The organism is Streptomyces fildesensis, from assembly GCF_016107395.1.
In the GTDB taxonomy this organism is placed as follows: Bacteria; Actinomycetota; Actinomycetes; order Streptomycetales; family Streptomycetaceae; genus Actinacidiphila; species Actinacidiphila fildesensis.
Genome location: NZ_JAAIKO010000056.1, coordinates 14,440 through 40,011 on the forward strand (window position 1 = coordinate 14,440; position 25,572 = coordinate 40,011).

The 25,572-nt window shown below is 70.2% G+C and carries 25 protein-coding genes; 9 read left to right on the forward strand and 16 right to left on the reverse strand.

The features are described 5' to 3' along the window. Positions 1–10: 10 nt before the first annotated feature. From C6N31_RS38165 to C6N31_RS38200, 8 genes are all read right to left on the reverse strand, one after another. Positions 11–646: a TMEM175 family protein gene (locus C6N31_RS38165; protein WP_198359278.1), complete on the reverse strand. Its 636-nt coding sequence runs from the start codon at positions 644–646 to the stop codon at positions 11–13. A 90-nt stretch (positions 647–736) separates the two neighbouring features. Next, the gene (locus C6N31_RS38170; RefSeq protein ID WP_244809499.1) at positions 737–2,161 is read right to left on the reverse strand and encodes a nucleobase:cation symporter-2 family protein; all 1,425 of its coding nucleotides are present in this window, start codon (positions 2,159–2,161) and stop codon (positions 737–739) included. 263 nt (positions 2,162–2,424) lie between these two features. Further along, a complete protein-coding gene (locus tag C6N31_RS38175; protein ID WP_138357457.1) occupies positions 2,425–3,798 on the reverse strand; it encodes an 8-oxoguanine deaminase in 1,374 nt (457 codons plus the stop codon). Between the two features lie 169 nt (positions 3,799–3,967). Next, positions 3,968–4,891, reverse strand: a complete 924-nt coding sequence (pucL, locus tag C6N31_RS38180) for a factor-independent urate hydroxylase (RefSeq protein ID WP_138357456.1) — start codon at positions 4,889–4,891, stop codon at positions 3,968–3,970. A gap of 7 nt (positions 4,892–4,898) precedes the next feature. Then, positions 4,899–5,285 (reverse strand): hydroxyisourate hydrolase, encoded by a 387-nt coding sequence (gene uraH / locus C6N31_RS38185; RefSeq protein ID WP_138357455.1) that lies wholly within the window; start codon positions 5,283–5,285, stop codon positions 4,899–4,901. Further along, positions 5,282–5,788 (reverse strand): 2-oxo-4-hydroxy-4-carboxy-5-ureidoimidazoline decarboxylase, encoded by a 507-nt coding sequence (uraD, locus tag C6N31_RS38190; protein WP_138357454.1) that lies wholly within the window; start codon positions 5,786–5,788, stop codon positions 5,282–5,284. The genes uraH and uraD overlap by 4 nt, the downstream gene beginning before the upstream one ends. A gap of 100 nt (positions 5,789–5,888) precedes the next feature. After that, on the reverse strand, positions 5,889–6,209 hold the full coding sequence (locus C6N31_RS38195; protein WP_187145344.1) for a helix-turn-helix domain-containing protein: 321 nt from the start codon (positions 6,207–6,209) through the stop codon (positions 5,889–5,891). A 53-nt stretch (positions 6,210–6,262) separates the two neighbouring features. Further along, on the reverse strand, positions 6,263–6,514 hold the full coding sequence (locus tag C6N31_RS38200) for a hypothetical protein (protein ID WP_138357452.1): 252 nt from the start codon (positions 6,512–6,514) through the stop codon (positions 6,263–6,265). Between the two features lie 122 nt (positions 6,515–6,636). On the opposite strand from C6N31_RS38200, the gene C6N31_RS38205 reads away from it, so the two are divergent. From C6N31_RS38205 to gcl, 5 genes are all read left to right on the forward strand, one after another. Next, on the forward strand, positions 6,637–7,458 hold the full coding sequence (locus tag C6N31_RS38205; RefSeq protein WP_138357451.1) for a TIM barrel protein: 822 nt from the start codon (positions 6,637–6,639) through the stop codon (positions 7,456–7,458). A gap of 18 nt (positions 7,459–7,476) precedes the next feature. Continuing rightward, positions 7,477–8,373 (forward strand): 2-hydroxy-3-oxopropionate reductase, encoded by an 897-nt coding sequence (locus C6N31_RS38210; protein WP_138357450.1) that lies wholly within the window; start codon positions 7,477–7,479, stop codon positions 8,371–8,373. A 227-nt stretch (positions 8,374–8,600) separates the two neighbouring features. Next, positions 8,601–10,058 (forward strand): catalase, encoded by a 1,458-nt coding sequence (locus C6N31_RS38215; RefSeq protein ID WP_138357449.1) that lies wholly within the window; start codon positions 8,601–8,603, stop codon positions 10,056–10,058. Between the two features lie 180 nt (positions 10,059–10,238). Further along, positions 10,239–10,985, forward strand: coding sequence for a hypothetical protein (locus C6N31_RS38220; protein WP_138357448.1), 747 nt, complete (start codon positions 10,239–10,241; stop codon positions 10,983–10,985). Between the two features lie 232 nt (positions 10,986–11,217). After that, positions 11,218–12,996 carry a glyoxylate carboligase gene (gene gcl / locus C6N31_RS38225; RefSeq protein ID WP_198359279.1) on the forward strand — a complete coding sequence of 593 codons (1,779 nt, stop codon included), beginning with the start codon at positions 11,218–11,220 and terminating at the stop codon, positions 12,994–12,996. A 71-nt stretch (positions 12,997–13,067) separates the two neighbouring features. Here gcl and C6N31_RS38230 read toward each other — a convergent pair whose 3' ends face one another. Continuing rightward, positions 13,068–14,591, reverse strand: coding sequence for an FAD-dependent oxidoreductase (locus C6N31_RS38230; RefSeq protein ID WP_198359281.1), 1,524 nt, complete (start codon positions 14,589–14,591; stop codon positions 13,068–13,070). 119 nt (positions 14,592–14,710) lie between these two features. Here C6N31_RS38230 and C6N31_RS38235 point away from each other — a divergent pair, with 119 nt between their 5' ends. Next, positions 14,711–15,364, forward strand: a complete 654-nt coding sequence (locus tag C6N31_RS38235; protein ID WP_138357446.1) for a TetR/AcrR family transcriptional regulator — start codon at positions 14,711–14,713, stop codon at positions 15,362–15,364. On the opposite strand, the gene C6N31_RS38240 is transcribed toward C6N31_RS38235, so the two are convergent. Both C6N31_RS38240 and C6N31_RS38245 read right to left on the reverse strand, forming a co-directional pair. Beyond that, entirely contained in the window at positions 15,329–17,077 is a 1,749-nt protein-coding gene (locus C6N31_RS38240; protein WP_138357445.1) for an AMP-binding protein, read from the reverse strand. The two genes, C6N31_RS38235 and C6N31_RS38240, sit on opposite strands and share 36 nt — an antisense overlap. Next, a complete protein-coding gene (locus C6N31_RS38245) occupies positions 17,074–18,771 on the reverse strand; it encodes an AMP-binding protein (protein WP_138357444.1) in 1,698 nt (565 codons plus the stop codon). The genes C6N31_RS38240 and C6N31_RS38245 overlap by 4 nt, the downstream gene beginning before the upstream one ends. Before the next feature lie 97 nt (positions 18,772–18,868). On the opposite strand from C6N31_RS38245, the gene C6N31_RS38250 reads away from it, so the two are divergent. Both C6N31_RS38250 and C6N31_RS38255 read left to right on the forward strand, forming a co-directional pair. Next, a complete protein-coding gene (locus tag C6N31_RS38250; protein WP_244809497.1) occupies positions 18,869–19,735 on the forward strand; it encodes a helix-turn-helix transcriptional regulator in 867 nt (288 codons plus the stop codon). 20 nt (positions 19,736–19,755) lie between these two features. Continuing rightward, a complete protein-coding gene (locus C6N31_RS38255; RefSeq protein ID WP_138357443.1) occupies positions 19,756–20,397 on the forward strand; it encodes a LysE family translocator in 642 nt (213 codons plus the stop codon). On the opposite strand, the gene pqqE is transcribed toward C6N31_RS38255, so the two are convergent. From pqqE to pqqA, 5 genes are read right to left on the reverse strand one after another with little or no spacing between them, the layout of a single operon-like run. Continuing rightward, positions 20,378–21,550: a pyrroloquinoline quinone biosynthesis protein PqqE gene (gene pqqE, locus C6N31_RS38260; RefSeq protein ID WP_138357442.1), complete on the reverse strand. Its 1,173-nt coding sequence runs from the start codon at positions 21,548–21,550 to the stop codon at positions 20,378–20,380. The two genes, C6N31_RS38255 and pqqE, sit on opposite strands and share 20 nt — an antisense overlap. Then, complete coding sequence (gene pqqD, locus C6N31_RS38265; protein ID WP_138357441.1) at positions 21,547–21,819, reverse strand: pyrroloquinoline quinone biosynthesis peptide chaperone PqqD; 273 nt, start codon at positions 21,817–21,819, stop codon at positions 21,547–21,549. The genes pqqE and pqqD overlap by 4 nt, the downstream gene beginning before the upstream one ends. Next, positions 21,816–22,559, reverse strand: coding sequence for a pyrroloquinoline-quinone synthase PqqC (pqqC, locus tag C6N31_RS38270; RefSeq protein ID WP_138357440.1), 744 nt, complete (start codon positions 22,557–22,559; stop codon positions 21,816–21,818). The genes pqqD and pqqC overlap by 4 nt, the downstream gene beginning before the upstream one ends. Next, the gene (pqqB, locus tag C6N31_RS38275; RefSeq protein ID WP_138357439.1) at positions 22,556–23,449 is read right to left on the reverse strand and encodes a pyrroloquinoline quinone biosynthesis protein PqqB; all 894 of its coding nucleotides are present in this window, start codon (positions 23,447–23,449) and stop codon (positions 22,556–22,558) included. The genes pqqC and pqqB overlap by 4 nt, the downstream gene beginning before the upstream one ends. Positions 23,450–23,459: 10 nt before the next feature. After that, on the reverse strand, positions 23,460–23,591 hold the full coding sequence (pqqA, locus tag C6N31_RS38280) for a pyrroloquinoline quinone precursor peptide PqqA (protein ID WP_138357438.1): 132 nt from the start codon (positions 23,589–23,591) through the stop codon (positions 23,460–23,462). 199 nt (positions 23,592–23,790) lie between these two features. On the opposite strand from pqqA, the gene C6N31_RS38285 reads away from it, so the two are divergent. Continuing rightward, complete coding sequence (locus C6N31_RS38285; RefSeq protein WP_198359284.1) at positions 23,791–25,392, forward strand: carbohydrate-binding protein; 1,602 nt, start codon at positions 23,791–23,793, stop codon at positions 25,390–25,392. Positions 25,393–25,572: the final 180 nt, after the last annotated feature.

A 25,572-nucleotide genomic window follows, 5' to 3' on the forward strand; every position in this document is an offset into this window, starting at 1 on the left:
CGGGGCCGGCTCACCCGTCGGTCCCGGCCGGTTCCGGCGCCTGCCCGCGGGTCGGCACCGGCACCTGGTTGAAGGCGTAGTAGATGGCCAGCAGCCCGTGCACGGCCAGGGTGAGCGGTGCCGAGACAAAGGCCAGTCCGACGGCGATCGGGTAGACGACCGAACCGACCGCGAACCGCATCCTGGTGGCGCGGGCGGCCGCCACGTCGACCCGCTCGTCGAAGAGATGGCCGCGCTTGGTCAGATACCACCACATCGCCTGGAAGGTGAGGGCGTACGCGACCATGAAGCCGCTGTAGACGACGGCGGCGGCATGGGACGCGGCGTCACCGCCCCGCAGGTACTCGGCCATCAGGGCGGCGGGCCAGGGCAGCGCCGCGACGCACATCAGCATCAGCAGATTGAGGAAGAGCAGCACCCGGTCCACCCGGGCGATGAAGCCGAAGACCCTGTGGTGGTTGACCCACATGATGCCGATGACCAGGAATGTCACCGCGTAGGCGGCGTACGACGGCCACATCTCGCCGAGTGCGGACCACAGGTGGTCCCCCGCGTGCGGCGGGACCTTGATCTCCAGGACCAGCAGCGTGATCGCGATGGCGAACACACCGTCGCTGAACGCCTCGACCCGACCCGACTCATTCATTCCCGTCCCCCTCCGTGTGCCGTGACCGGCACATCCTGACACGCGGAGGGGCGGCCCGGGATCAAGCTGCCCCTCCGTTCGCGCAGAGCGTCAGTGAACGGGCAACGCCCTTGCTGCGTCGGCCTGTTGATCACCGACACCGGAATCGGCACCGGCGCCGTTCCCCTCGCCCGGGGCTTCCGCGCCGGGCTTGCGGCCCAGGTGGTTGAAGGCGAGGTTGAGGACGACCGCGACCAGGCATCCGGTGCTGATGCCGGAGTCGAGGATGATCTTCAGGTGGTCGTTGAAGTGCTCGTAGAAGGTGTTCGAGACGACCGGGATGACGCCGACGCCGACCGACGTGGCGACGATGAGCAGGTTGTTGCCGTCGGAGAGGTCCGCCTCGGTGAGGGTCTTGATGCCGCTGGCCGCGACCGAGCCGAAGAGCACGATGCCGGCGCCGCCCAGCACCGGCTGCGGCACCAGGGCGATCACGGAGGCCAGCGCGGGACACAGGCCGAGCAGGATGAGGATGCCGCCCGCCGCCGCGACGACGAAGCGGCTGCGGACCTTGGTGATCGCGACGAGGCCGATGTTCTGCGCGAAGGCGCTGGCCATGAAGCCGTTGAAGACCGGGCTGAGGGCCGAGCCGAGCGCGTCGGCGCGGATGCCGGCGGCGAGCATCTTCTCGTCGGCCGGCTTGTCCACGATCTTGCCGAGGGCCAGGATGTCGGCGGTCGACTCCGTCATGCAGACCAGCATGACCACGCACATGGAGATGATCGCCGCGATCTGGAACTCGGGCGCTCCGAAGTGGAACGGATCGGGGAAGCCGACCAGTCCCGCGTCCTTGATGGGGCTGAAGTCCGACTTGCCCAACGGAATGGCGAGCAGGGTGCCCAGCACCAGGCCGATGAGGATGACGATCTGCTGCAGGAAGCCGGTGAGCACCCGGCGCAGCACCAGGACGATGGCGAGCGTCGCGCCGGCGAGCGCGATGTTGGACACCGACGCGTAGCCGGGTGCGCCGGGCACCCCGCCCTGCGACCAGTTGATGGCGACCGGGAGCAGGGAGAGCCCGATCAGGGTGATCACCGAGCCGGTGACGACCGGCGGGAAGAAGCGGACGAGTTTGCAGAAGTAGGGGGCGAGGACGAACCCCAGCACTCCCGCGACGATCACCGCTCCGTAAATGACGGGCAGCGCGTGGCCGGGCGCCGCCGACTTGCCGATGGCGAGCATCGGGGCCACTCCGGCGAACGAGACGCCGTTGACGAAGGGCAGCCGGGCGCCGATCTTCCAGATGCCGAGGGTCTGCAGCAGGGTGGCGAGGCCCGCGGTGAAGAGGCTGGCCCCCATGAGGAAGGTGATGTCGGCGGTGGAGAGTCCTATGCCCGCGCCGACGACAAGGGGCGGCGCCACCACCCCCGCGTACATGGCGGCCACGTGCTGCAGGCCGCTGGTGATGAGCTTGCCCGGGGGCAAGGACTGGTCCACGGGATGTACCGAATCCGGTGCCACGGATTGAGCGACCACGGTTCCTCCTGTCGGTTACGCGATGTGCGCACTGCGGGTTTCAGGGAGGTGCATGTACGGGCCTTGCCATCAAGCGGAGGGGTATGTACAGCGGTTCTTCGTCAATGTGCGGATATGTGCGGGTACACAAAACGCCGCCCCCGGGGATCCGGGACCGACCGTGGTCCACGGGCCGGGGGCGGCGCTGCCGGGTCCGCGCGAACGCGGGACCGGCGGCCGGTCAGGGGCCGTCCCTCCCTGACCGGTTGCTCTGGGGGTGGGGTCTAGACGAGGCCGGCGATCTTGGCCAGGCGCTGGGCCTGGACGCGGGTGAGACGCGCGATGGCGTCCTCGTCGACCGTGGTGAGGTGGTTGTTCTCCACCACCGGCTTGCCGTTGATCAGCGACAGGGTGACCGGGGCGGCCGCTCCCATCACCAGCGCGGCGACCGGGTCGGCGATGGACGAGTGGCCGATGCCGTCGAGCTTCCACAGCACGAGGTCGGCGAGCTTGCCGGCCTCGATGGAGCCGATCTGGTCGGCGCGGCCGAGGACCTGCGCACCGCCGTACGTGCCCAGGCGCAGCGCCTGGCGGGCGTTGAGCGCCTTCTCGCCGCCACCGAGGCGGTTGATGAGAAGCGCGTTGCGCAGTTCGGTGTGCAGCTCGCCGGACTCGTTGGAGGCGGTGCCGTCCACGCCGAGGCCGACCGGCACGCCCGAGGCGAGCATGTCCGGGACGCGGGCGATACCGGCCGCGAGGCGGGCGTTGGAGGAGGGGCAGTGCGCGACGCCGGTCTTCGTGCGGGCGAACGCGGCGATGTCGGAGTCGTTCATGTGGACGCAGTGCGCCATCCACACGTCGTCGCCGAGCCAGCCGGTGGACTCGAAGTAGTCCGTCGGGCCCATGCCGAAGAGTTCGTGGCAGAACTTCTCCTCCTCGACCGTCTCCGAGCCGTGCGTGTGCAGGCGGACGCCCTTGCGGCGGGCGAGCAGCGCGCCCTCGCGCATCAGGTCGGTGGAGACGGAGAAGGGGGAGCACGGTGCGACGGCGATGTGCAGCATCGAGTCGAACGAGGCGTCGTGGTGGGTGTCGATGGCCTCTTCGGTCGCGGCCAGCGCGCCTTCGAGGGTCTCGACCGCGAAGTCCGGCGGCAGGCCGCCGGCCGACTTGCCGCGGTCCATGGAGCCGCGGGCGGCGGTGAAGCGGACGCCCATCTCCTTGGCGGCGCGGATCTCGGCGCCCAGCAGGTCGCCCGAGCCCTTGGGGAAGACGTAGTGGTGGTCCATCGCGGTGGTCACACCGCCGCGGGCCATCATCGCCAGGGAGCCCTGGGCGGCCGCGTAGACCATCTCCTCGTCGATCCGCGCCCAGGTCGGGTACAGCTCGACGAGCCAGTTGAAGAGGTTGCTGTCCTGGGCGAGACCCCGGGTGAGCCACTGGTAGAAGTGGTGGTGGGTGTTGACCAGGCCCGGGGTGACCAGATGGCCGGTGCCGTCGACACGGCGGACGACGTTCTCCAGTCCCTGGGGGGCAGCGCCGGCGCCTACCGACTCGATGCGGTTGCCCGCGATGACGACATGACCCGAGGCGTACTCGGTGTCGTTCGCGTCCACGGTGGCGATAGCGCAGTTCTCGATGACGATGCGCGGTGCTGCCATGGCAGTTCCTCGTGCTTCCTTCTCGATGGACGAACCCGGGGGTCGAGCGGGGTGACGACCGGGTCCGCAGTGCTTCCTTGCGCAGATGCCCCCGCTCTCCCCCGGGTACCCGCATCGGAATGCGGGGACCGTGACGCCGGCGCGCGCGTCGGGGGACAAGGCAGAAGTACTACAGGTTGGTGAGGTCCACCGGGATGCGGGCCTCGACACCGTCACGGAGGACGGTGCCCTCGATCAGGCCGTAGGGCCGGTCCGCGGCGAAGTACACCTCGTTGTCGTTCTTCAGGCCGAACGGTTCGAGGTCCACCAGGAAGTGGTGGCTGTTCGGGAGCGAGAAGCGGATCTCGTCGATCTCCGAACGGCTGTTGATGATGCGCGCGCCCATCTGGTACAGCGTCTGCTGGAGCGAGAGGCTGTAGGTCTCGGCGAACGCCTGGAGCATGTGCTTGCGCGCCTGCTCGTAGGACTTCTCCCAGTTGGGCATGCGCTCGTCGTCGGTGGTCCAGTTGTAGCGCCACTTCGCCGACACCTCGGTGCACAGGATGCGGTCGTACGCTTCCTTGAGGGTCGTGTACTTGTCCTTGACGAACCCCCAGAACTCCGAGTTGGTGGAGTTCATGACCTTGAGGTCCTTCAGGCCGGAGATGACCTCCCACTTCTCACCGTCGTAGGTGATCTGGGTGGTGCGGAGCTCCTGGTTGGTGCGTGCGAAGGAGTGGTTGACCTCGTCGGCACCGATGAAGCGGGAGTTGCCGTCGGAGGACGCGATGCGCTCCCAGCTGTACTCCTCGATCCGGATCCGGGCGATCTGGATCGGCTCCTGGCTGGTCACGAAGTGGCGGGCCAGGTGGATGCCGAACTGCTCGGCCGACTCGATCCCGTACTCCTTCGCGAAGGCGTACACGGTGTTCTTGGTCGTGTCGGTCGGCAGCACGTTGGCGTTGCTGCCGGAGTAGTGCACATCGTCCATGTCGCCGGAGAGGGCGACCGAGACGTTGAGGTCCTTGATGTGGTGGGTGTCGCCGTCCCGCGTGATCTTGACGACGCGGTTTTCCGCTTTGCCGTACTGGTTCTGGCCGAGAATCGTGGGCATGACGGTGCTAGCTCCCTCGGTATACGGAGTAGCCGAACGGGTTGAGCAGCAGCGGTACGTGGTAGTGCTCACCCGGCTTGACGGCGAAAGTGATCGCCACCTCCGGGAAGAAAGCGCCGCTGTCCCTTACGCGGGGGGCGTCCTGCTGTGCCTCGGCTGAGATTTTTTGAGTCGTGAAGTACTGCTCGACCGCGAAGTCGAGCCGTACGTGTGTGGTGCCTTCCGGCAGGGCCGGCAGATCCTTGCAGCGGCCGTCGGCGTCCGTCTTGGACTCACCGTGCGGCGCCCAGAGGTCGTCGATGCCGTTGCGCACCGACAGTTCCACGGGGACGCCCTCGGCGGGGCGGCCGATGCTGGTGTCCAGGATGTGCGTGGACACGGAGGTCTCCGTCACGACGGGTCTCCTTCTGCTGCGAGTCGGGTCAGCCGGATACGGTTGATCTTGCCCAGTTCGGCGCGGACGATCTCACGTTCGGTGTCCGTGTCGTTGCCGATCCGCTCCTTGAGGGCGGCCAGCATCTGGTCACCGGTGCGTCCGGTGGCGCAGATCAGGAAGACATGTCCGTGGGCGTCCTGGTACGCGAGGTTCAGCTCCAGGAGCTCTTCGCGTACCGATTCCTGGACGCCGGCCTGCTCCCGCTCGGAGGTCGGGTCGCCCGGCTTGGGGCGGCCGATCGGCGGGTGTCCGGCCATCGCCTCACCGAGGTCGTCGGCGGTCAGTCCGGCCATGGCCGCGTCGCTCGCCGCGAAGAGTGCGTCGAGGTCCTGGTACGGCCGGCCGGCGATCACCGCCGCGCCCCACGACCGGCTGGCGCACACCTCGTGCAGCAGTCCGGCCGCGTCGGACGCGGTGGCTGAGTTGAGCCGGGCGAGGCCCGGCGAAGCGCTGGAAGTCACAGCCGCAAGCTAAGAGCCGGGATCCGGCCACGTCAACACTTTGTTGAAAACTTCCGGTAACAAAGGTGGCCGGGACGTTACGGCTGCGGTCGCCCGGCGATCACTCGGCGGCCTTCGCCGCGTTCTCCCTGTTGAGGTAGTTGTAGACGGTGAAGCGGCTCACGCCCAGGGCGGTGGCGACCGTTTCGACCCCGTGCCGCACGGAAAACGCGCCGCGCTCCTCCAGGATCCGGACGACGCCCTGCTTGTCCTTCCGGTCCAGCTCGGACAGCGTGCCGTGCCGGCGCTGGAGGTCGGCCAGGATGTGATCGAGCGAATCGGCCAGATGGGGCAACCGGACGGCGAGCACCTCCTCGCCCTCCCAACTGAGCACCACATCGTCGCCTCGCGCCTGATCCGGCGCGACCATCTCGGCTCCCATCGCGTCCACCAGCGGCTTGACCGCCTCGGCGAACGGGTGCCCCCCGGTCCCGGTCACTGATCACCCTCCCCGATGACGTTCACCTGAAGCGAGACCCGGGTGGCGCCCGCGGCGAGGGTGCGCCGCAGCAGCTCGGCCACCGCGGCCACCACCGCCTCGGGTGAGCCCTCGGCGGTGTTGCCGAACGGTCCGACGTCCACCGCGTCCAGGTCCGCCGTCTCGACGACCTCGCGGGCGACCAGCGCATGGCCGGGAGCCTCGTCCAGGTCGAACGGTTCCGTCGTGAATTCCAGCCTCAGTTTCACGGGCCCAACCTAACCGGTCGGCCTCATGTGGCGACATCCGCACTTGACAGCCGGCGTCCGGTTCGTTCAGTCTTCCGTTAAGCAGAAACTAACTTCCGCAATACGGAAGGAGCGCAACGCTAGTGAGCCTCTCCGAAGCGCGCTTCGATGTGAACCTCTCGATCCTCTTCACGGAACTCCCGCTCCTGGAGCGTCCCGCGGCAGCCGCCGCGGCCGGCTTCTCGGCGGTCGAGCTGTGGTGGCCCTGGATCGAAACACCCACCCCCGCCCAGGCCGAACTCGACGCACTGCGCAACGCGCTGAACGACGCCGGCACCCAGCTGGTGGGCCTGAACTTCTACGCCGGGCAGCTGCCGGGCCCCGACCGGGGCGCGCTGTCGATCCCCGGCGAGGAGTCGGACCGCTTCCGCGCGAACATCGAGGTCGCCGCGGAATTCGCCCGGTCGCTCGGGTGCAAGGCGCTCAATGCGCTCTACGGTAACCGGGTCGAGGGCGTCGACCCCGAGGTCCAGGACGCCCTGGCCCTGGAGAACCTGGTGCGGGCGGCCCGTGCCGCCGACCGGGTCGGCGCGATCCTCCTCGTGGAGGCGCTCAACAAGCCCGAGTCGCCGCTGTGCCCGATCGTCAGCGCACCGCGGGCGATCGAGGTCGTCGACCAGGTCAACGCGGCCACCGGACTCGGCAACGCCAAGTTCCTGATGGACCTGTACCACCTGTCGATGAACGGCGAGGACCTCAACGAGGTCATCGACCGCTACGCCGACAGGACCGGCCATGTGCAGATCGCCGACAACCCGGGCCGCGGCGCTCCGGGCACCGGCACCCTGCCGCTGGACGACCTCGTGGGCCGCCTGCAGAAGGCCGGCTACGACGGCTGGGTCGGCCTCGAGTACAAGCCCACCGGCCCGAGTGCCGACAACTTCCAGTGGCTCTCCGCCCACTGATCCGAAAGGTCACAGATCATGAGCTCCCTCCCCAAGATCGCATGGATCGGCCTCGGCATCATGGGCTCCCCCATGGCCGAGAACCTGGTCAAGGCGGGCTACTCCGTCACCGGCTACACCCTTGAGCAGGACAAGCTGGACCGCCTGGCGGCCAACGGCGGCACCGCCGCGGGCTCCATCGCCGAGGCCGTCAAGGACGCCGACGTCATCATCACGATGGTGCCCGCCTCCCCGCAGGTCGAGGCGATCGCCTACGGCGAGAACGGCATCCTGGAGAACGCGAAGTCCGGCGCGCTCCTGATCGACACCTCCTCGATCACCCCGCAGACCTCCGTGGACCTGGCGAAGGCCGCGGCCGCCAAGGGGATCCGCGTACTGGACGCCCCGGTCTCCGGCGGCGAGGCCGGTGCCATCGAGGCCGTACTGTCGATCATGGTCGGTGGCGAGAAGGCCGACTTCGACGTCGCCAAGCCGATCCTCGACAAGCTCGGCAAGACGATCGTCCTGTGCGGCCCGCACGGCTCCGGCCAGACGGTCAAGGCCGCCAACCAGCTCATCGTCGCGGTCAACATCCAGGCGTGCGCCGAGGCCGTGGTCTTCCTGGAGAAGTCCGGCGTGGACCTGGAAGCCGCCCTGGAGGTCCTCAACGGCGGTCTGGCCGGTTCCACCGTGCTGACCCGTAAGAAGGACAACTTCCTCAAGCGCGACTTCGCCCCGGGCTTCCGGATCGACCTGCACCACAAGGACATGGGCATCGTCACCGACGCCGCCCGCAATGTCGGTGCGGCCCTGCCCGTCGGCTCCGTCGTCGCCAACCTGGTCGCCTCGCTGCGCGCCCAGGGTGACGGCGGCCTGGACCACTCGGCGCTGCTGCGCGGTGTCGAGCGGCTGTCCGGCCTGCCCGTCACCAGCTGACGATCCCCCGCCCGGCTCCGGCCGGCGCGCGAGGCTCCGCCTCGCCCCCGATTCCGCCCGGCGGTGCGTGACCTGTCCTGTCGCGCCCAAACGCACCGCCGGGCGGCACCAAACCTTGCATCACCAGGAACTTCAACAAACTGTTGACATTCCTCGGGGCCGGTCCTTACTGTCCGGTCTACCGACCCACACGCTTTCGCTTCCCTTGGTAGTTACGGAAGGCCGCCATGCCCAAGCACACGCTGACAACTGAGTCCGGCGCACCAGTCGCCGACAACCAGAACTCCGCCTCCGCCGGCCTCGGCGGCCCTCTGCTGATCCAGGACCAGCAGCTCATCGAGAAGCTGGCCCGCTTCAACCGTGAGCGCATCCCGGAGCGCGTGGTGCACGCCCGCGGCTCCGGCGCGTACGGCTACTTCGAGGTCACCGACGACGTCACCGGCTTCACCCGCGCCGACTTCCTCAACACGGTCGGCAAGCGCACCGAGACGTTCATCCGCTTCTCGACCGTCGCGGACAGCCTCGGCGGCGCCGACGCGGTGCGTGACCCCCGCGGCTTCGCGCTGAAGTTCTACACCGAAGAGGGCAACTACGACCTCGTCGGCAACAACACCCCGGTGTTCTTCATCAAGGACCCGATCAAGTTCCCGGACTTCATCCACTCGCAGAAGCGCGACCCGTTCACGGGCATCCAGGAAGCCGACAACGTCTGGGACTTCTGGTCGCACTCCCCCGAGGCGACCCACCAGATCACCTGGCTCTTCGGCGACCGCGGCATCCCGGCCTCGTACCGGCACATGAACGGCTACGGCTCGCACACGTACCAGTGGACGAACGCGCAGGGCGAGGCGTTCTTCGTCAAGTACCACTTCAAGACGAACCAGGGTGTGCGCTCGCTCTCCTCGGAGCAGGCCGCCGAGCAGGTCGGCGCGGACGCCAACAGCCACCAGCGCGACCTCGTGCAGGCCATCGAGCGCGGGGTGAACCCGTCCTGGACGCTGCACGTGCAGATCATGCCGGCGGCCGAGGCGGCGGAGTACCGCTTCAACCCGTTCGACGTCACCAAGGTGTGGCCGCACTCGGACTACCCGCTGCAGCGCGTGGGCCGGCTGGTACTGGACCGGAACCCGGACAACGTGTTCCAGGAGGTCGAGCAGGCCGCGTTCTCCCCGAACAACTTCGTGCCCGGCATCGGCCCGTCCCCGGACAAGATGCTGCAGGGCCGGCTCTTCGCCTACGCCGACGCGCAGCGCTACCGCCTGGGTGTCAACCACACCTTGCTGCCGGTCAACGCGCCGAAGGCGACCGAGGCCGTCAACTACGGCCGGGACGGCCTGGCGGCCACCCGCAACGGCAAGCGCGGTCTGAAGAACTACGAGCCCAACTCGTACGAGGGCCCGTCGCAGACCGACCTGGCGCTGTCCGCCCCGCAGGCGGTGTCCGGCTACACCGGCACCCACGAGGCGCCGCTGCACGTCAAGGACGACCACTTCTTCCAGGCCGGCGAGCTGTACCGGCTCATGTCGGAGGACGAGAAGTCCCGTCTGATCGCCAACATCGCCGGGTTCCTCTCGCAGGTCACCCGCGATGACGTGATCGAACGCAACCTGGCCCACTTCCACGCCGCGGACACCGAGTACGGTGCGCGCCTGGAAGAGTCGGTCCGCGCACTGCGCGAGGGCTGACCCAAGAACTGGCCCGCGCCGCCGTGAACTTCTGAGGGGTAGGTCACGGCAGCGCGGGCTACAGGTTCCGCCCGGCGACGCGACGACTGTCCTGTCGCGCCAACTGCGTCGCCGGGCGGCTCCAATCTCCTGCAAGATGGGGTAACGCCCATTGCCGGAGCCCGCCTTGGAGAACGAACCATGGCAGAGAGTGTGCCCGTGCGCTGCCCGGCCTGCCGCCGCGAGCACGCGTTCAGCACCACCACTTACCCCTGCGCCTGCGGTACGCCGCTGACGCTCCCGCTGCTGCGCGGCGGAGTCCCGCTGGAGATACGGCACCGTTCGTGGGACGACTCCTGGGTGAGCATGCGCTGCCCCGACTGCGGCCGGCAGGACCAGTGGCCGCAGCCCGAGTTCGGCTGCGACTGCGGTTCGGTGATCCGGATGCCGGTCGACACCGCGGCACTCGCTCCTCCCGGCCCGGCCACCGCGGCCCTGCGCCCGCTGTCCGCCGCCCCTTCGCCGCCCGCGGTCCCCGGCCCGCCGCCGCCCGCGCCACGGCCGCCGTTCCGCCCGGTCACCATCCGCACCGCCCGTGACGCGCTCACCGCCGCCGCCCAGTACCTGAAGTGGCTCGGCTTCGCCGGCATACGAGTGGCCGGAGACCACGCCGCCAACGGCATCGATCTGCGCGGCGACGACCTCGTGGCCCAGATCGACCCCACCACCCAGCCCACCGCGCTGCGCGACATCGAGTGCCTGTGGCTCAACTGCCTGAACGAGGACTCCGTCGGCGCCTTCTTCTCCCTGGCCGGCTACGCGCACGACGCGCGGCTGCGCGCCGACCAGTTGGGCGTCCCGCTCTTCGTGATGGATCTGACGGGCACTCCGCAGCCGGTCAACGACGCGGCCGACACGCTCATGCGGACGGGGCCCGTCATCCCCTGACCTCCAGCGACTTCACGCGTACCGAGAGCGGGCTGCCGGATGGCAGCCCGCTCTTCCGCGTCCGGAACAGGTCCGGAACAGGTACTGCCTTGACGGGCGGAAAGCCTCGTTCTAGATTACTTCCATATAGCAGAACTAGACTTCCGCATTACGGAAACTAGCACTACGGAAAACCGGGCGCCCTGGCCTCGCAGCAAGAGCCCACCCCGACAGTCCGACCCAGGAGTACTCGATGCCTCGTATGACTGCCGCCCGTGCGGCCGTGGAGATCCTCAAGCTCGAGGGCGTCACCGACGCGTTCGGTGTGCCGGGCGCCGCGATCAACCCCTTCTACGCCGCGCTCAAGGCCGGCGGGGGCATCGACCACACGCTCGCCCGCCACGTCGAGGGCGCGTCCCACATGGCCGAGGGCTACACCCGTGCCAACCCGGGCAACATCGGTGTCTGCATCGGTACGTCCGGCCCCGCCGGTACCGACATGATCACCGGGCTCTACTCGGCCATCGCGGACTCGATCCCGATCCTCTGCATCACCGGCCAGGCCCCGGTCGCGGTCCTCCACAAGGAGGACTTCCAGGCCGTCGACATCGCCTCGATCGCCAAGCCGGTCACCAAGGCCGCCACCACGGTCCTGGAGGCCGCACAGGTCCCCGGCGTCTTCCAGCAGGCGTTCCACCTGATGCGCTCGGGACGGCCCGGCCCGGTCCTCATCGACCTGCCGATCGACGTCCAGCTCACCGAGATCGAGTTCGACCCCGAGACGTACCAGCCGCTGCCGGTCTACAAGCCGACCGCATCGCGCGCCCAGATCGAGAAGGCGATCTCGCTGCTGCTCGAGTCCGAGCGCCCGCTGATCGTCGCCGGCGGCGGCATCATCAACGCCGACGCCTCCGAGCTGCTGGTCGAGTTCGCCGAGCTGACCGGCACCCCGGTCATCCCCACCCTGATGGGCTGGGGCATCATCGCCGACGACCACCCGCTGAACGCCGGCATGGTCGGCCTGCAGACCTCGCACCGCTACGGCAACGCGACGATGCTCGAGTCGGACTTCGTCCTGGGCATCGGCAACCGCTGGGCCAACCGCCACACCGGCAAGCTGGACGTCTACACCAAGGGCCGCAAGTTCGTCCACGTCGACATCGAGCCCACCCAGATCGGCAAGATCTTCGCGCCGGACTACGGAATCGCGTCGGACGCCAAGGCCGCGCTGGAGCTCTTCGTCGAGGTCGCCAAGGAGCTCAAGGCCGCGGGCAGGCTGCCCGACCGCGCCGAGTGGGCCGCGTCCGCCCAGCACCGCAAGGCCACCCTGCAGCGCCGGACGCACTTCGACAACGTGCCGATCAAGCCGCAGCGCGTCTACGAGGAGATGAACCGCGCCTTCGGCCCGGAGACCCGGTACGTCACCACCATCGGCCTCTCCCAGATCGCCGGCGCGCAGATGCTGCACGTCTACAAGCCGCGGCACTGGATCAACTGCGGCCAGGCCGGCCCGCTCGGCTGGACCATCCCGGCCGCGCTGGGTGTCGCCAAGGCCGACCCCGAAGGCTCGGTCGTCGCGCTCTCCGGCGACTACGACTTCCAGTTCATGCTCGAAGAGCTGGCGGTCGGCGCGCAGCACAAGATCCCGTACGTCCACGTCCTGGTCAACAACGCGTACCTGGGCCTGATCCGCCAGGCGCAGCGCAACCTCGACATCAACTTCCAGGTCAACCTGGAGTTCGAGAACATCAACTCCCCGGAGCTGGGCGTCTACGGCGTCGACCACGTCAAGGTCGTCGAGGGCCTGGGCTGCAAGGCGATCCGGGTCACCGAGCCGGACGAGCTGCTGCCCGCCTTCGAGCTGGCCAAGAAGCTCGCCGCGGAGTACCGCGTCCCGGTGGTCGTCGAGGCGATCCTGGAGCGCATCACCAACATCTCGATGAGCGGCAGCGACATCGCCAGCGTCAACGAGTGGGAAGACATCGCGACCGAGCCGGGCCACGCCCCGACCTCGATCCTGCCGCTCGTCTGATCCCGCTCCACCGACCGCACGACCGCACCCCCGGAGGACGGCCTGGGGTGCGGTCGTGTTCTGTTCCGGCCCTAGGCCGGCGCGCCGAGGTAGTCGTGCACCGCACCGGCGTCACCGGCCGGGGCGGTGAGCGCGATGTGGCCGTCCGGGCGGACCAGCACCAGGGCGTCGCCGGTGACGCCGTACTCGCGGGCCGCGTGCCCCGCGAAGTCGTCCAGGCCCGCCGGGCCCGCACCGATCGAGTAGGTCCACACCGCGTCGCCGTGCCGGTCCGCGCTCTCCCGGAGCGCCGCCGCGCTGCCGGCGCCGAAGCCGAGCAGCGTGAAGTGGGTGCCGCTGAAGATCTCGAAGAGCCGGACGGCGGCACCGTCGGCGTCCCGCAGCGGGGCGTCGGGCGCGCGGTCGCCGGCGCGCAGCGGAGCGTCGTCGGCACGGGCGTCGCGCTCGACGGCCAGCGAGCTCCAGCGGTAGCCCAGCCCCAGGCCGAGGATGTCGGGCGTGACCACGCCCTCCGTCCCACTGCCCGCGGTCCTGATCGAGCGCGAGACCTGGCGCCACAGCTCACCGCTGGTGTCGATGGTCCAGGCGGCGATCGGCAGCCGCTCCTCCTCGTAGGTGTCGAGCAGCCCTTCGCCGGCCCGGCCCGCGGCCACCAGCGCGAGTTTCCAGCCGAGGTTGTAGGCGTCCTGGATACCGGTGTTCATCCCGAGGCCGCCCGCGATGGAGTGCACATGGGCGGCGTCCCCGGCGAGGAGGACCCGGCCGACCCGGAAACGGTCGGCCATCCGCTCGTTGACGCGGTAGGTGGAGATCCAGGCGGGGTTGGTGAGCTTGATGCCGGGGAGCCGCGCGTGCCGGTCGAAGATCCGCTGGAAGCTCTCCAGCGACGCCTCCACCGGGAGCCCCGCCGCGTCCCGCTCGGGGGCCGCCTGGAGCTGGAACACCGAGGTGGCGGGGAGCGGGCAGAGCATGATGCCGCCGTCCTCGTCGATCCACTGGTGCCACAGGTCCTGGCTCAAGCCCTCGGCCTCGACATCACCGATGACCATCAGCTGCTCCGGCAGCGTCCGGCCCCCGAAGGTGACCGGCAGCGCCTTGCGGATCCCGCTGCGGCCGCCGTCGCAGCCCACCAGGTAGGACACCTCGATCCGCTCACCGCCCGCGAACGTGGCGGTCACCGTGTCGCCGGTCTGCTCGAACCCCGTCAGTTCGGTGCCGAACTCGACGCGCACGCCCCACTCGGCGAGCCGGTCCCGCAGCACCCGCTCGACGTTCCACTGCGCGACGAGCAGCCCGCGTACGTACGGGGTGCCGGGCGCCGGGGAGAAGGTCGCGAAGGGATCGGTGTCGGAGACCACCTCGCCGCCCCGGTACTTGCGGAAGTGCAGGTCGTCGCGCCCGATCGCCCGCATGCGGTCGAGAATCCCCATGCCCTCGAAGACCTCCAGGCTGCGCGCGTTGAGCCCCTTGCCCCGGGAACCCGGCTGGGGTCCAGGGGACCTTTCCACGATCCGGACGGAGGTGCCGCGCCGGGCCAGTTCACAGGCCAGCGTCAGCCCGGTCGGTCCCGCTCCCACGATCAGCACGCTGGTCATCCGCTGTCCTCTCATCGAGCTCGTCCGCGTTCGTCTGACGGTGATGCAACCATGACCGGGTTTCATATGCAACCGAGTAACGTTTTTGACTTGATTGCATTTCGGCTACGATGAGCGCCATGGAGAACCGGCCAGGACCAACGGGCGGACTGCGGGAACTGAAGAAGGCCAGGACCCGGCAGGCCATCTCGGACGCCGCCATCGCACTGTTCCTCCGGCACGGCTTCGACCAGGTGCCGGTCGCCGAGATCGCCGCCGCTGCCGAGGTGTCCAAGCCGACGCTCTTCCGGTACTTCCCCACCAAGGAGGATCTGGCGCTGCACCGGTTCGCCGACCACGAGGGCGAGTTCGCCCGGGTGGTGCGCGACCGCCCCGCGGACCAGGCACCGCTCACCGCGCTGCACCGGCACTGCGCGGCGGGCCTCGACGCCCGTGATCCGGTCACCGGGCTCAACGACACCCCAGAGGTGCTGGCGTATCTCGCGCTGCTCTACTCGGCGCCCGGCCTGGTGGCACGGCTGGCGGAGTACACCGTCCGCGACCAGGAGGCGCTGACCGGAGCACTGCGGGAGGCTTCGTCGGCCGCGCCCGGCGACCTGCTGCCCCGCCTCGCGGCGGCGCAGATCATCTCCGTGCGCCAGGTCGTCGCCCTCGCCAACTGGCGGAAGCTGTCGGACGGGCGCAGCGCCGACGAGGTGTATCCCGAGGCGGTCGCGGAGCTCGACCAGGCCTTCGGACTACTGGGGCGGGGCCTCGCCGCCCACTACGGATGACATCTCCCGGATCGCGTCCTCCCGCAGTTCGATCTTGCGGATCTTGCCGCTGACCGTCATCGGGAAGGCGTCCACGAGGCGCAGCCGGCGCGGGATCTTGTAGTGCGCGAGCTGTCCGCGGCAGAAGCCGCCGAGCTCCTCCAGGGTGAGCGGGTCCGCGGGGTCGCGGAGGATGACGCAGGCCAGGATCTCTTCGCCGTACCGCTCGTCCGGCACCCCGACGACCTGCACATCGGCGATCTTGGGGTGGGTGTACAGGAACTCCTCGATCTCCCGCGGATAGACGTTCTCCCCACCGCGGATGATCATGTCCTTGATCCGGCCGACGATGGACAGATAGCCGTCGGGACGCATCACGGCGAGGTCGCCGGTGTGCATCCAGCGCGCGGCGTCGACCGCCTCGGCGGTCCGCTCCGGCTCCTCCCAGTAGCCCAGCATCACCGAATAGCCGCGGGTGCACAGCTCGCCCGCCGTACCGCGCGGCACCGTCGCACCGGTCGCCGGATCGGCGACCTTCACCTCGAGGTGCGGCATGACGCGGCCGACGGTGGCGGTGCGGCGCTCCAGGTCGTCCTCGCGCCGGGTCTGGGTGGAGACGGGCGAGGTCTCCGTCATGCCGTAGGCGATGGACACCTCCGCCATGTGCATCTCGGCGACCACGCGCTTCATCACCTCGACCGGGCAGGGCGATCCGGCCATGATCCCGGTGCGCAGCGAGGACAGGTCGAAGGTCGCGAAGTCCGGCAGGTCCAGTTCGGCGATGAACATCGTCGGCACGCCGTAGAGCGAGGTGCAGCGCTCCCGTTCGACCGCGTGCAGGGTGGCGACCGGGTCGAAGGCGGGGGCCGGGATGACGATGCAGGCGCCGTGGCTGGTGGCGCCCAGATTGCCCATCACCATGCCGAAGCAGTGGTAGAAGGGCACCGGCAGGCACACCCGGTCGTGCTCGGTGTAGCCGATCATCTCGCCGACGAAGTACCCGTTGTTGAGGATGTTGTGGTGCGAGAGCGTCGCGCCCTTGGGGAAGCCGGTGGTGCCCGAGGTGTACTGGATGTTGACCGGGTCGTCGCAACTGTTCGCCGCCTCGCACGCGGCCAGGTGCCCGGCCGGCAGCCGCGCCCCGCCCGCCACCAGTTCGTCCCAGCCCGGGTCGCCGATGTACACGACCTCGCGCAGCAGCGGACAGCCGCCGCGTACCTGCTCCGTCATCGCCCGGTAGTCGCTGGCCTTGTACGCGGTCGAGGCGATCAGCACCCCGATTCCGGCCTGCTGGAGGACGAACTCCAGCTCGTGCACCCGGTAGGCCGGGTTAATGTTGACCATGACGGCGCCGAGCCGCGCGGTCGCGTACTGGACGAGCACCCACTCCGGGCAGTTCACCGCCCAGATGCCGACGCGGTCGCCGCGGGCCACGCCCTTGGCCGCCAGCCCCAGCGCCACCTCGTCGACGGCCCGGCCGAACTCGGTGTAGGTCCAGCGGCGGCCGGTCGGCACGTCGACCAGCGCCTCGCGGCCGGGAAACGCCGCGACGGCCCGGTCCAGGTTGCGGCCGATGGTGTCGCCGAGCAGCGGGGTGCTGCCGGTGCCGCTCGCGTAGGACGGTTCGGCAGAGGATGGTTCGGCAGAGGATGGTTCAGCAGAGGACGGTTCGGCAGAGGACGGTTCGGGCGGCTCGTTCGCGGCCGTCGCTTCGGCCGGTCCTGTCCCGGTCATCGGTGGTCCTCCTCGCGGTACTCGGCACTGCCGTCCCGGGCGGTGGCCTCGCGCAGCTCGATACGGCGGATCTTGCCGGAGACGGTCTTGGGCAGCTCCGCGAACTCCAGGCGGCGGACGCGCTTGTACGGGGCGAGCGCCGCGCGGGAGTGCGCGAAGATCGCCTTCGCGGTCTCCGCGCCCGGCTCCCAGCCGGCGGCGAGCACGATGTACGCCTTCGGTACGGCGAGCCGCAGCGGGTCCGGCGCCGGGACGACGGCGGCCTCGGCGACCGCCTCGTGCTCCAGCAGCACGCTCTCCAGCTCGAACGGGGAGATCTTGTAGTCGGAGGCCTTGAAAACGTCATCGGAGCGGCCGACGTACGTGATGTAGCCGTCGGCGTCCCGCGAACCGATGTCGCCGGTGCGGTAGTAGCCGCCCGCCATCGCCTCCGCGGTGCGCTCCGGGTCACCCGCGTAGCCGGTCATCAGCCCCACCGGGCGGTGCGCGAGGTCCAGGCAGATCTCGCCCTCGTCGCCCGGCTTGCCGGTGACCGGGTCGACGAGCACCACCACGTAGCCGGGGCACGGTCGGCCCATCGAGCCGGTCTTCAGCGGCTGGCCGGGGCTGTTGGCCACCTGCACCGCCGTCTCGGTCTGGCCGAAGCCGTCCCGGATGGTGACGCCCCAGGACCGGCGGACGTGCTCGATGACCTCGGGGTTCAGCGGCTCGCCCGCCGCGACCACCTCGCGCGGCGGGGTGCGCAGCGCGCTCAGGTCCGCCTGGATCAGCATCCGCCACACGGTCGGCGGGGCGCAGAAGCTGGTGACCCCGCAGCGGTCCATCTCCGCCATCAGCCGGGCCGCGTCGAAGCGCGTGTAGTTGTGGATGAACACCGTCGCCTCGGCGTTCCACGGCGCGAAGAGATTGCTCCAGGCGTGCTTGGCCCAGCCCGGCGAGGAGATGTTGAGGTGCACGTCCCCGGGCTGCAGGCCGATCCAGTACATGGTGGCCAGATGCCCGACGGGGTACGAGAGGTGGGTCTGCTCGACGAGCTTGGGCCGGGCGGTGGTGCCGGAGGTGAAGTAGAGCATCAGCGGGTCGGCGGACCGGGTGGGGCCGTCCGGCGCGAACGAGGCGGGGCTCGCGTACGCCTCCTCGTACGGGTGCCAGTCCAGGGCCTCGCCGCCGACGACGATACGGGTGTACTCCCCCGGCACCCCGTCGAACTTGGCGGTGTCCCCGGCCCGCACCACGACATGCCTGGCGCCGCCGCGCTCGATCCGGTCCGCCAGGTCGGCCGGCCCGAGCAGTGGGGTGGCGGGGATGACGACGGCGCGCAGCTTCATGGCGGCGAGCGCGGTCTCCCACAGCTCGACCTGGTTGCCGAGCATCACGACGATCCGGTCACCGGCCCGCACGCCCAGGCCCCTGAGGTGGTTGGCGACACGGTTCGACCGGTCGGCCAGCTCCGCGAAGGAGAAGACGCCTTCGGAGCCGTCCTCCTCCACGATCCACAGCGCGGTTCGGTCGTTGTCCTCGGCGATCCGGTCGAACCAGTCCAGCGCCCAGTTGAAGTACTCGGGCTCCGGCCAGCGGAAGCCCGCGTAGGCCGTCGCGTACTCCTCGCGGTGCCGCAGCAGGAAGTCGCGGGCCGCCCGGAACTCCCCGGTCGGCCCCTCGGTCGCTCCGGTCGTCCCACCGGTCACCGCCATGTGTCCTCCTCAGTGCCTGACCGCTGAGTAGCATCGTCCATCCAGTGACCCGGGTCTCACCACCCCCGGACGGGGGTGTCGGGCTGAAGGAGTGACCGTGACCGAATCCGGCGAAGCCGTTGACGTACGGGCGGCCCTGCTGCGCATGCGGCGGTCCGGCGGACTGCCGGTCGCCTTCGGGGGGCTGCTGTCGGGCGGCCGGCAGCTGCGGATCTCGGAGCTCTCGGGCACGGAGACGTCCGCCCTGCGCACCCTGGCGATCACCCCGGGCAACGGTCTGGGCGGCAAGACCATCGCCATGGCCCGGCCGTTCGCCGTCACCGATTACCACGCGTCGCGGGTGATCAGCCATGAGTACGACCAGGCCGTCGCGGCCGAGGGTCTGCGGTCGGTCCTGGCGGTGCCGGTGGTCGTCCGCAGCAGGGTCCGCGGGGTGCTGTACGGTGCGCTGCGCCAGCCCATGACGCTCGGCGACCGCCCGCTGACGGCCGCCGTGGACGCGGCGCGGGAGCTGGAGCAGTCCCTCGCGGTCCGCGACGAGGCCCACCGGCTGCTGGCCGTCTTCCACCAGCCGGTCTCCGTCGACCCCCGGGCCTGGGAGGAGGTCCGCGAGGCGCACGGCGAGCTGCGCGCCCTCGCCCCGCGGATCACCGACCCCCGGCTGCGGCAGGCGCTGCTGACCGCCTGCGGGCGGATCGCCGCCGCGTCGGGGGCGGCGGGGCGGGACGACGCGGGCCTCGATCCACTGCCGCGACCGGCGGTGCCGGTCCCGCCGCTGGCACCGCGTGAGATCGATGTGCTCGCCGCGGTGTCCTCGGGCGCGACGAACGCGGCCGCCGCGCGGCGGCTTGGACTGCGGCCGGAGACCGTCAAGAGCTATCTGCGCTCCGCGATGCGAAAACTGGGTGCTCACACCCGGCTGGAGGCGGTAGTGTCCGCGCGCCGGGCAGGGATGCTGCCCTGACGGCCACGGAGGTGATGGTGATGGTCCCGACCGACCGCCTGCTGGCCTTCGCCGCGATGTCCCTGCTGCTGGTTCTGATACCGGGCCCCAGCGTGCTGTTCGTCCTCGGCCGGGCCCTCGCGCACGGCCGCCGCACGGCCCTGGAGAGCGTGCTCGGCAACACGGTGGGCTCCTACGTCCTGGTCGTGGCGGTGTCGCTCGGGCTCGGCTCGCTCGTGGCGGGCTCCGCGGCGGTGTTCCTGGCACTGAAGCTGGGCGGCGCCGGGTATCTGGTGTTCCTCGGGGTGAAGGCGCTGCGGCACCGCGGTGACCTGACGATGGAGCAGAACGTCCCCGGCACCGCCGCCCACGGCGGGCTGCGGACCCTGTGGGAGGGGTTCGTGGTCGGTGTGACGAACCCCAAGACAATGGTGTTCTTCGCCGCCGTGCTCCCGCAGTTCGTGGACCAGTCCGCGGGCCGGATCCATCTGCAGCTGCTGATCCTGGGCATGGTGTTCAGCCTGACCGCGCTGGTCTTCGACAGTCTCTGGGCCCTCACCGCCTCCGCCGCCCGCACCTGGTTCGCGCGCTCCCCGCGCCGGCTGGCGGCGATCGGCGGCACCGGCGGGCTGGCGATGATCGGCCTCGGCGTCACGGTCGCGGTCACCGGCCGGACCGACTGACCCCCTCGCGATCGGGCTGTCCCGTCGCCGCCCGCCCGGGATACCGGTAGACGTACGGGAGCGGTCCGTCGGCTCCGCCCTCCCGGGCGAACGCGCGGACCAGGCCGTGGTCCGGGGAGAGACCACAGGCCGGATCCGTGCGGGCGGCGTCGCCCGTCAGGGCGAAGGCCTGGCACCGGCACCCGCCGAAGTCCTCGTCCCGGCGGGAGCAGGAGCGGCAGGTGTCGCTCATCCACGCGGTGCCCCGGTAGCGGTTGAAGGCCGGGGACCGGTCCCAGATCCACTCCAGGGTGTGGTCACGGATGTTCGGCGCGTCCAGGCCGGGCAGCGTGGCGGCGGCCGGGCACGGCAGGACGGTGCCGTCGGGAGAGACGGTCAGTGAGACCGCGCCCCAACCGCCCATACAGGGTTTGGCGACGCCGTCGAAGTAGTCGGGCACCACCCACACCAGGTCGGGGTGGCCGCCGAGCCGGGTACGCCACCGGTCGACCGCGTCCCGCGCGACAGCCAGCTGCTCGTGGGCGGGCAGCAGCGCGGCACGGTTGAGCAGGCCCCACCCGTAGAACTGGGCGTTGGCGAGTTCGATCCGGTCGACACCCCAGGCCAGGCCCAGTTCGACGATGGCGTCCAGGGCGTCCAGGTTGTCGCGGTGCAGAACGACGTTCAGGCCGAGCGGCAGTCCGGCGGCGCGTACCAGCGCGGCCGCCCGTTCCTTCGCGGCGAAGGAGCGTCTGCCGGCGATCCGGTCCGAGGCCGCGGGGTCCGCGTGCTGCACGGACAGCTGGACGCTGCGCAGCCCGGCCGCGGTCAGCGCGCCGAGCCGGGCCTGGTCGAGGCCGGTGCCGCTGGTGACCAACTGCGTGTAGATACCGGCGGATTCGGCGGCGGTGACGATCTCCTCCAGATCGGGCCGCAGCAGCGGCTCGCCGCCGGACAGGTGGGTGTGCACGACGCCGAAGTCACCGGCCTGGCGCATCAGGTCCTGCCAGTCCCCGGTCGCCAGCTCCTGCGAACGGGCCTTCAGTTCCAGGGGGTTGGAGCAGTAAGGGCAGTGCAGCGGACAGGCGTGGGTGAGTTCGGCGAGCAGCGCCCAGGGGCGCGGCACCTCGGGTTCGGACGTCCCGGATCCGGCGGGGACGGCAGGGGTGGTCATCGCAGCCAGCCCTCCGCCCGCAGCCGGTCGAGGAATACGGGTACGTCCGTGGCCACGGGTGCGCCGGGGAAGCATGCGGAGAGTTCACCGACGATCTGCGGAACGCTGTGGCCGCCGTCGCAGAGCCGGACGATGGCGCCCGCCCGGCCGCTCAGCACGACGACCCGCTCGGGCAGCACCAGCAGGTCCGTCGAGCGGACCCGGTCGCGGCGCAGCAGGATGGCGGGGGCCAGGGCGGGACGCCAGTCGTCGCTCGTGGCGGTCGTCATGCGTGGTCCACGGCGTCGAGCAGTGCCCACAGCACATCGCACTTGAAGCCGAGCGCGGCCACCGCGCGCTCCTGGTCGTCCCGGGTGCGGGCCCAGCGCAACACCAGATCGAGCGCCTCCCCGCTGTCCCGGCGGCCCTGTGTGACGCGGGTGCGGAAGTAGTGCAGCCCGTCCGGTTCGATCCAGCGGTAGTGCCGTTCGAAGGCGTCGATGCGGGTGCGCATCAGGTCGGGGGCGGACAGTTCGGTGAGCGAGGCCGCGACGGCTTCGAGCGCTGGGCGCAGCCGGCAGAAGTTGACGTACCCGTCGACCGCGAGGCGTACCCCGGGCAGCACCGTGGCGCCGGAGAGCAGTTCCTCACGGTCGAGTCCCGCGGCCTCGCCGAGGCGGAGCCAGCGTTCGATGCCGCCCTCGCCGTCCCGCGCGCCGTCGTGGTCCTGGATACGGCGCAGCCACATCCGCCGCAGTGCGGGGGTGTCGAACTTCGCCGTGATCAGGGCGTCCTTGACGGGGATGTGCCGCTGGTAGTGGAAGCGGTTGGCGATCCAACGGCGCAACTCGTCCTGGCTGAGCTTTCCTTCGTGCATCCGCAGGTTGAAGGGGTGGCGGTCGTGGTACCGCTCCTCCCCCACCGCGCGCAGCCGTGCCTCGAATGCGGCCGGGCTCCAGGGCCCGGCGTCGATGGCGGAGTCCGTGGGCGTTGCGGGCGGCCCCGCTGCTGTCGTGGGCGCTGACGTCATAGCTCGATCACCATCCCGTCGGAGGCCACCTCGATGCCCAGCCCGGCCAGCAGCTTGTGCTGCGGCGCGGCCGGATCCACGAGGGGGTTGGTGTTGTTGAGGTGGGTGTACAGGCGGCGTCCCGGCAGGCCGGCGAGGCGTTCCGAGGTGCCGTGCGGGCCGTCGATCGGCAGATGTCCCATGCCGGTGGCGGTGCGCTCCGAGATACCGGTGCGGCGGGGCTCCTCGTCGTCCCAGAAGGTGCCGTCGACGATGACGCAGTCGGCTGCGGCGGCGGCCCGCTGGAGAGCGTCGGGCCAGTCGGCGAGGGCGGGGGCGTAGACGGCGGAGGCGCCGGTGGCGCGGTCGCGCAGCCGGAGCGCGACGACCCAGGCGGCGTCGGGAGCACTGTCGGCGGCGTAGCGCGGCCGCTTCCCGGACACCGGGATGGCATCGATGTCCACGTCCGAGCCGGCGGCCAGCGGCTCCGCGCCGGTCCCCAACTCCCGCCATTCCAGAGCGGTGTACGGCGTGAGCACCTCGCCCAGGCGCAGCTTCGTCAGGAGGGCCCGTCGTACGGGCGCGGTCGACACCACCTGCAGTCCGCCGGCCTCACGGAGCCGGGCGAGGCCGAGGGTGTGGTCGAGTTCGGCGTCGGTGAGGACGAGTCCGGCGACCGGCGACTGCCGCGCGCCGGGTCCGGGGCGCAGCTCCGGGCAGTCCTCGATCTGATCGCCGATGTCGGGGGTCGCGTTGACGATGTACCAGCGGCCGGTGGCCGCGCGGACCGCGAGCGACGCGTGGCGGCGGCGCCACCCCGGGTGGCGGCGTGCCCCGGAGCACCCGGGGCACGCGCAGTTCCACTGGGGGACGCCGCCGCCCGCCGCGGTACCGAGTACCCGCAGCAGCACGGCGGCGGACTCAGCGAGTGGCGAGCGAGTAGGCGGTCACTTCGAGCGCGGTCTCGACGACCGTGTACTCGGGCGTACTCCAGACCGCCGGGCTCTCCGGTCGCTCCCCCTGAGCCGGGGTCTGTTCCGTCGTGTCGGCCATGGCTGTGCACCGTCCTTCCTGTCGTGATGTCCTCGCGTGGATAGATCCGATCAGTTGGTGCGCGTGTGACAGCAGTACTGCTACAGCAGGCAGCAGCGCCATCAATCGGAGCGTATTCATCCGATCTGCTATCTGTAAAGGTTCTTGACGATTACTCGGCAGGCTCCTACCTTTCCGGTGCCGACCCGAGGAGGATGCCGTGAGACCGCACCGCCTGCTCTGCTCCGTACTGGCCACCGCGACCATCGCCGCCGCCGGAACGTTCACCGCCCTCGCCCCCGCCGCCCCCGCGCTCGCCCTGGAGAACGGCCTGGCCCGCACGCCACCGATGGGCTTCAACAACTGGAACACCACTCAGTGCAGCGCCACCTTCAACGAGGCGATGGTCAAGGGCGTCGCCGACAGCTTCGTATCGCTCGGCCTCAAGGACGTGGGCTACCAGTACGTCAACATCGACGACTGCTGGGCCGAGAAGACCCGTGACGCGAGCGGCAACCTCGTGCCGGAGCACACCCGCTTCCCGCACGGCATCAAGTCCGTCGCCGACTACGTGCATGCCAAGGGCCTCAAGTTCGGGCTCTACACCAGCGCGGGCACCAAGACCTGCAACGGCACCGGCGGCTTCCCCGGCGGGCTCGGCCACGAGCAGCAGGACGCCGACCTGTTCGCTTCCTGGGGCGTGGACTACCTCAAGTACGACAACTGCAACAACCAGGGCGTCGACGCGCAGCAGCGCTACAAGGCGATGCGCGACGCGCTCAAGAAGTCCGGCCGGCCGATCGTCTACAGCATCTGCGAGTGGGGCCGCACCGACCCCAAGGTGTGGACCTGGGGCGCCGACGTCGGCAACCTCTGGCGCACCACCGGCGACATCAGCGACAACTGGTCGAGCATGATCAGCAGGGTGCACACCAATGACGATCTCGCCGCGTACGCGGGGCCGGGCCACTGGAACGACCCCGACATGCTCGAGGTCGGCAACGGCGGTATGACCGCCACCGAGTACCGCACCCACTTCAGCCTGTGGGCCATGATGTCGGCGCCGCTGCTGATCGGCAGCGATGTCCGCTCGGCGTCGGCCGCCACCCAGGCCATCCTGAAGAACACCGACGTCATCGCCCTGGACCAGGACCCGTTGGGCAAGCAGGCCACCATCGTCTCCGCCACCGGCGGCCTGGCCGTCTACAGCAAGCAGCTCGCCAACGGCGACCGGGCGGTGGCGCTGCTCAACGAGACCGGCGCCACGGCGACGGTCTCCACCACCGCCTCGGCGATCGGCCTCGGCGGCTCGCCCTCGTACACGCTCAAGGACCTCTGGTCCAAGGCCACCCGCTCCACGACCGGCGCGATCAGCGCGTCCGTGCCGTCGCACGCCACCGTCGTCTACCGGGTCTCCCGTGCCGGAACGCAGCCGGACGGCTGGTACCAGGCCGAGGACGCCGCCGTCGCGCAGGGCGCGGTGGAGTCCAACCACACCGGCTACACCGGCACCGGTTTCGTCAACTACGACAACGTGACCGGAAGTTACGTCCAGTGGTCGGTGACCGCCGCGCAGGCGGGGCCCGCCACACTCACGCTCCGCTACGCGAACGGGACGACGACCGGCCGGCCGATGGACATCGCCGTCAACAGCACGGCGGTCTCCACCGGGCATCCGTTCGGCGGGACCGGCGACTGGAACACCTGGCAGAGCGCGTCCCTGACGGTCACCCTCAAGGCCGGCGCGAACACCGTCCGCGCGACCGCGACCACCGCGAACGGCGGACCCAACGTGGACCGGCTGGAACTCACCCAGCCATAACGGTCACGGGACGCTCCGCAGGACCGGACCATGGCGCCCGCCACCGCCTTCCCGCGCGGTGGGCGCCATGGTCCCGGCGCCCGCCGTGCGCTACACTCGCGCGCATGTTCCTCACCTCTCGTGCCTAGTACTGCAACCGCATGTGGTGTGACTGTTGGCGGTGTGGCTCGTTGGTCCGAC

Bases quoted from the DNA above. Each gene is read 5' to 3' on its own strand.
- C6N31_RS38165 (WP_198359278.1), bottom strand. From the start codon at position 646: ATGAATGAGTCGGGTCGGGTCGAGGCGTTCAGCGACGGTGTGTTCGCC.
- C6N31_RS38175 (WP_138357457.1), bottom strand. From the start codon at position 3,798: ATGGCAGCACCGCGCATCGTCATCGAGAACTGCGCTATCGCCACCGTG.
- pucL (WP_138357456.1), bottom strand. From the start codon at position 4,891: ATGCCCACGATTCTCGGCCAGAACCAGTACGGCAAAGCGGAAAACCGC.
- C6N31_RS38195 (WP_187145344.1), bottom strand. From the start codon at position 6,209: ATGGGAGCCGAGATGGTCGCGCCGGATCAGGCGCGAGGCGACGATGTG.
- C6N31_RS38210 (WP_138357450.1), top strand. From the start codon at position 7,477: ATGAGCTCCCTCCCCAAGATCGCATGGATCGGCCTCGGCATCATGGGC.
- C6N31_RS38215 (WP_138357449.1), top strand. From the start codon at position 8,601: ATGCCCAAGCACACGCTGACAACTGAGTCCGGCGCACCAGTCGCCGAC.
- C6N31_RS38220 (WP_138357448.1), top strand. From the start codon at position 10,239: ATGGCAGAGAGTGTGCCCGTGCGCTGCCCGGCCTGCCGCCGCGAGCAC.
- gcl (WP_198359279.1), top strand. From the start codon at position 11,218: ATGCCTCGTATGACTGCCGCCCGTGCGGCCGTGGAGATCCTCAAGCTC.
- C6N31_RS38230 (WP_198359281.1), bottom strand. From the start codon at position 14,591: ATGACCAGCGTGCTGATCGTGGGAGCGGGACCGACCGGGCTGACGCTG.
- C6N31_RS38235 (WP_138357446.1), top strand. From the start codon at position 14,711: ATGGAGAACCGGCCAGGACCAACGGGCGGACTGCGGGAACTGAAGAAG.
- C6N31_RS38240 (WP_138357445.1), bottom strand. From the start codon at position 17,077: ATGACCGGGACAGGACCGGCCGAAGCGACGGCCGCGAACGAGCCGCCC.
- C6N31_RS38245 (WP_138357444.1), bottom strand. From the start codon at position 18,771: ATGGCGGTGACCGGTGGGACGACCGGAGCGACCGAGGGGCCGACCGGG.
- C6N31_RS38255 (WP_138357443.1), top strand. From the start codon at position 19,756: ATGGTCCCGACCGACCGCCTGCTGGCCTTCGCCGCGATGTCCCTGCTG.
- pqqE (WP_138357442.1), bottom strand. From the start codon at position 21,550: ATGACCACCCCTGCCGTCCCCGCCGGATCCGGGACGTCCGAACCCGAG.
- pqqD (WP_138357441.1), bottom strand. From the start codon at position 21,819: ATGACGACCGCCACGAGCGACGACTGGCGTCCCGCCCTGGCCCCCGCC.
- pqqC (WP_138357440.1), bottom strand. From the start codon at position 22,559: ATGACGTCAGCGCCCACGACAGCAGCGGGGCCGCCCGCAACGCCCACG.
- pqqA (WP_138357438.1), bottom strand. From the start codon at position 23,591: ATGGCCGACACGACGGAACAGACCCCGGCTCAGGGGGAGCGACCGGAG.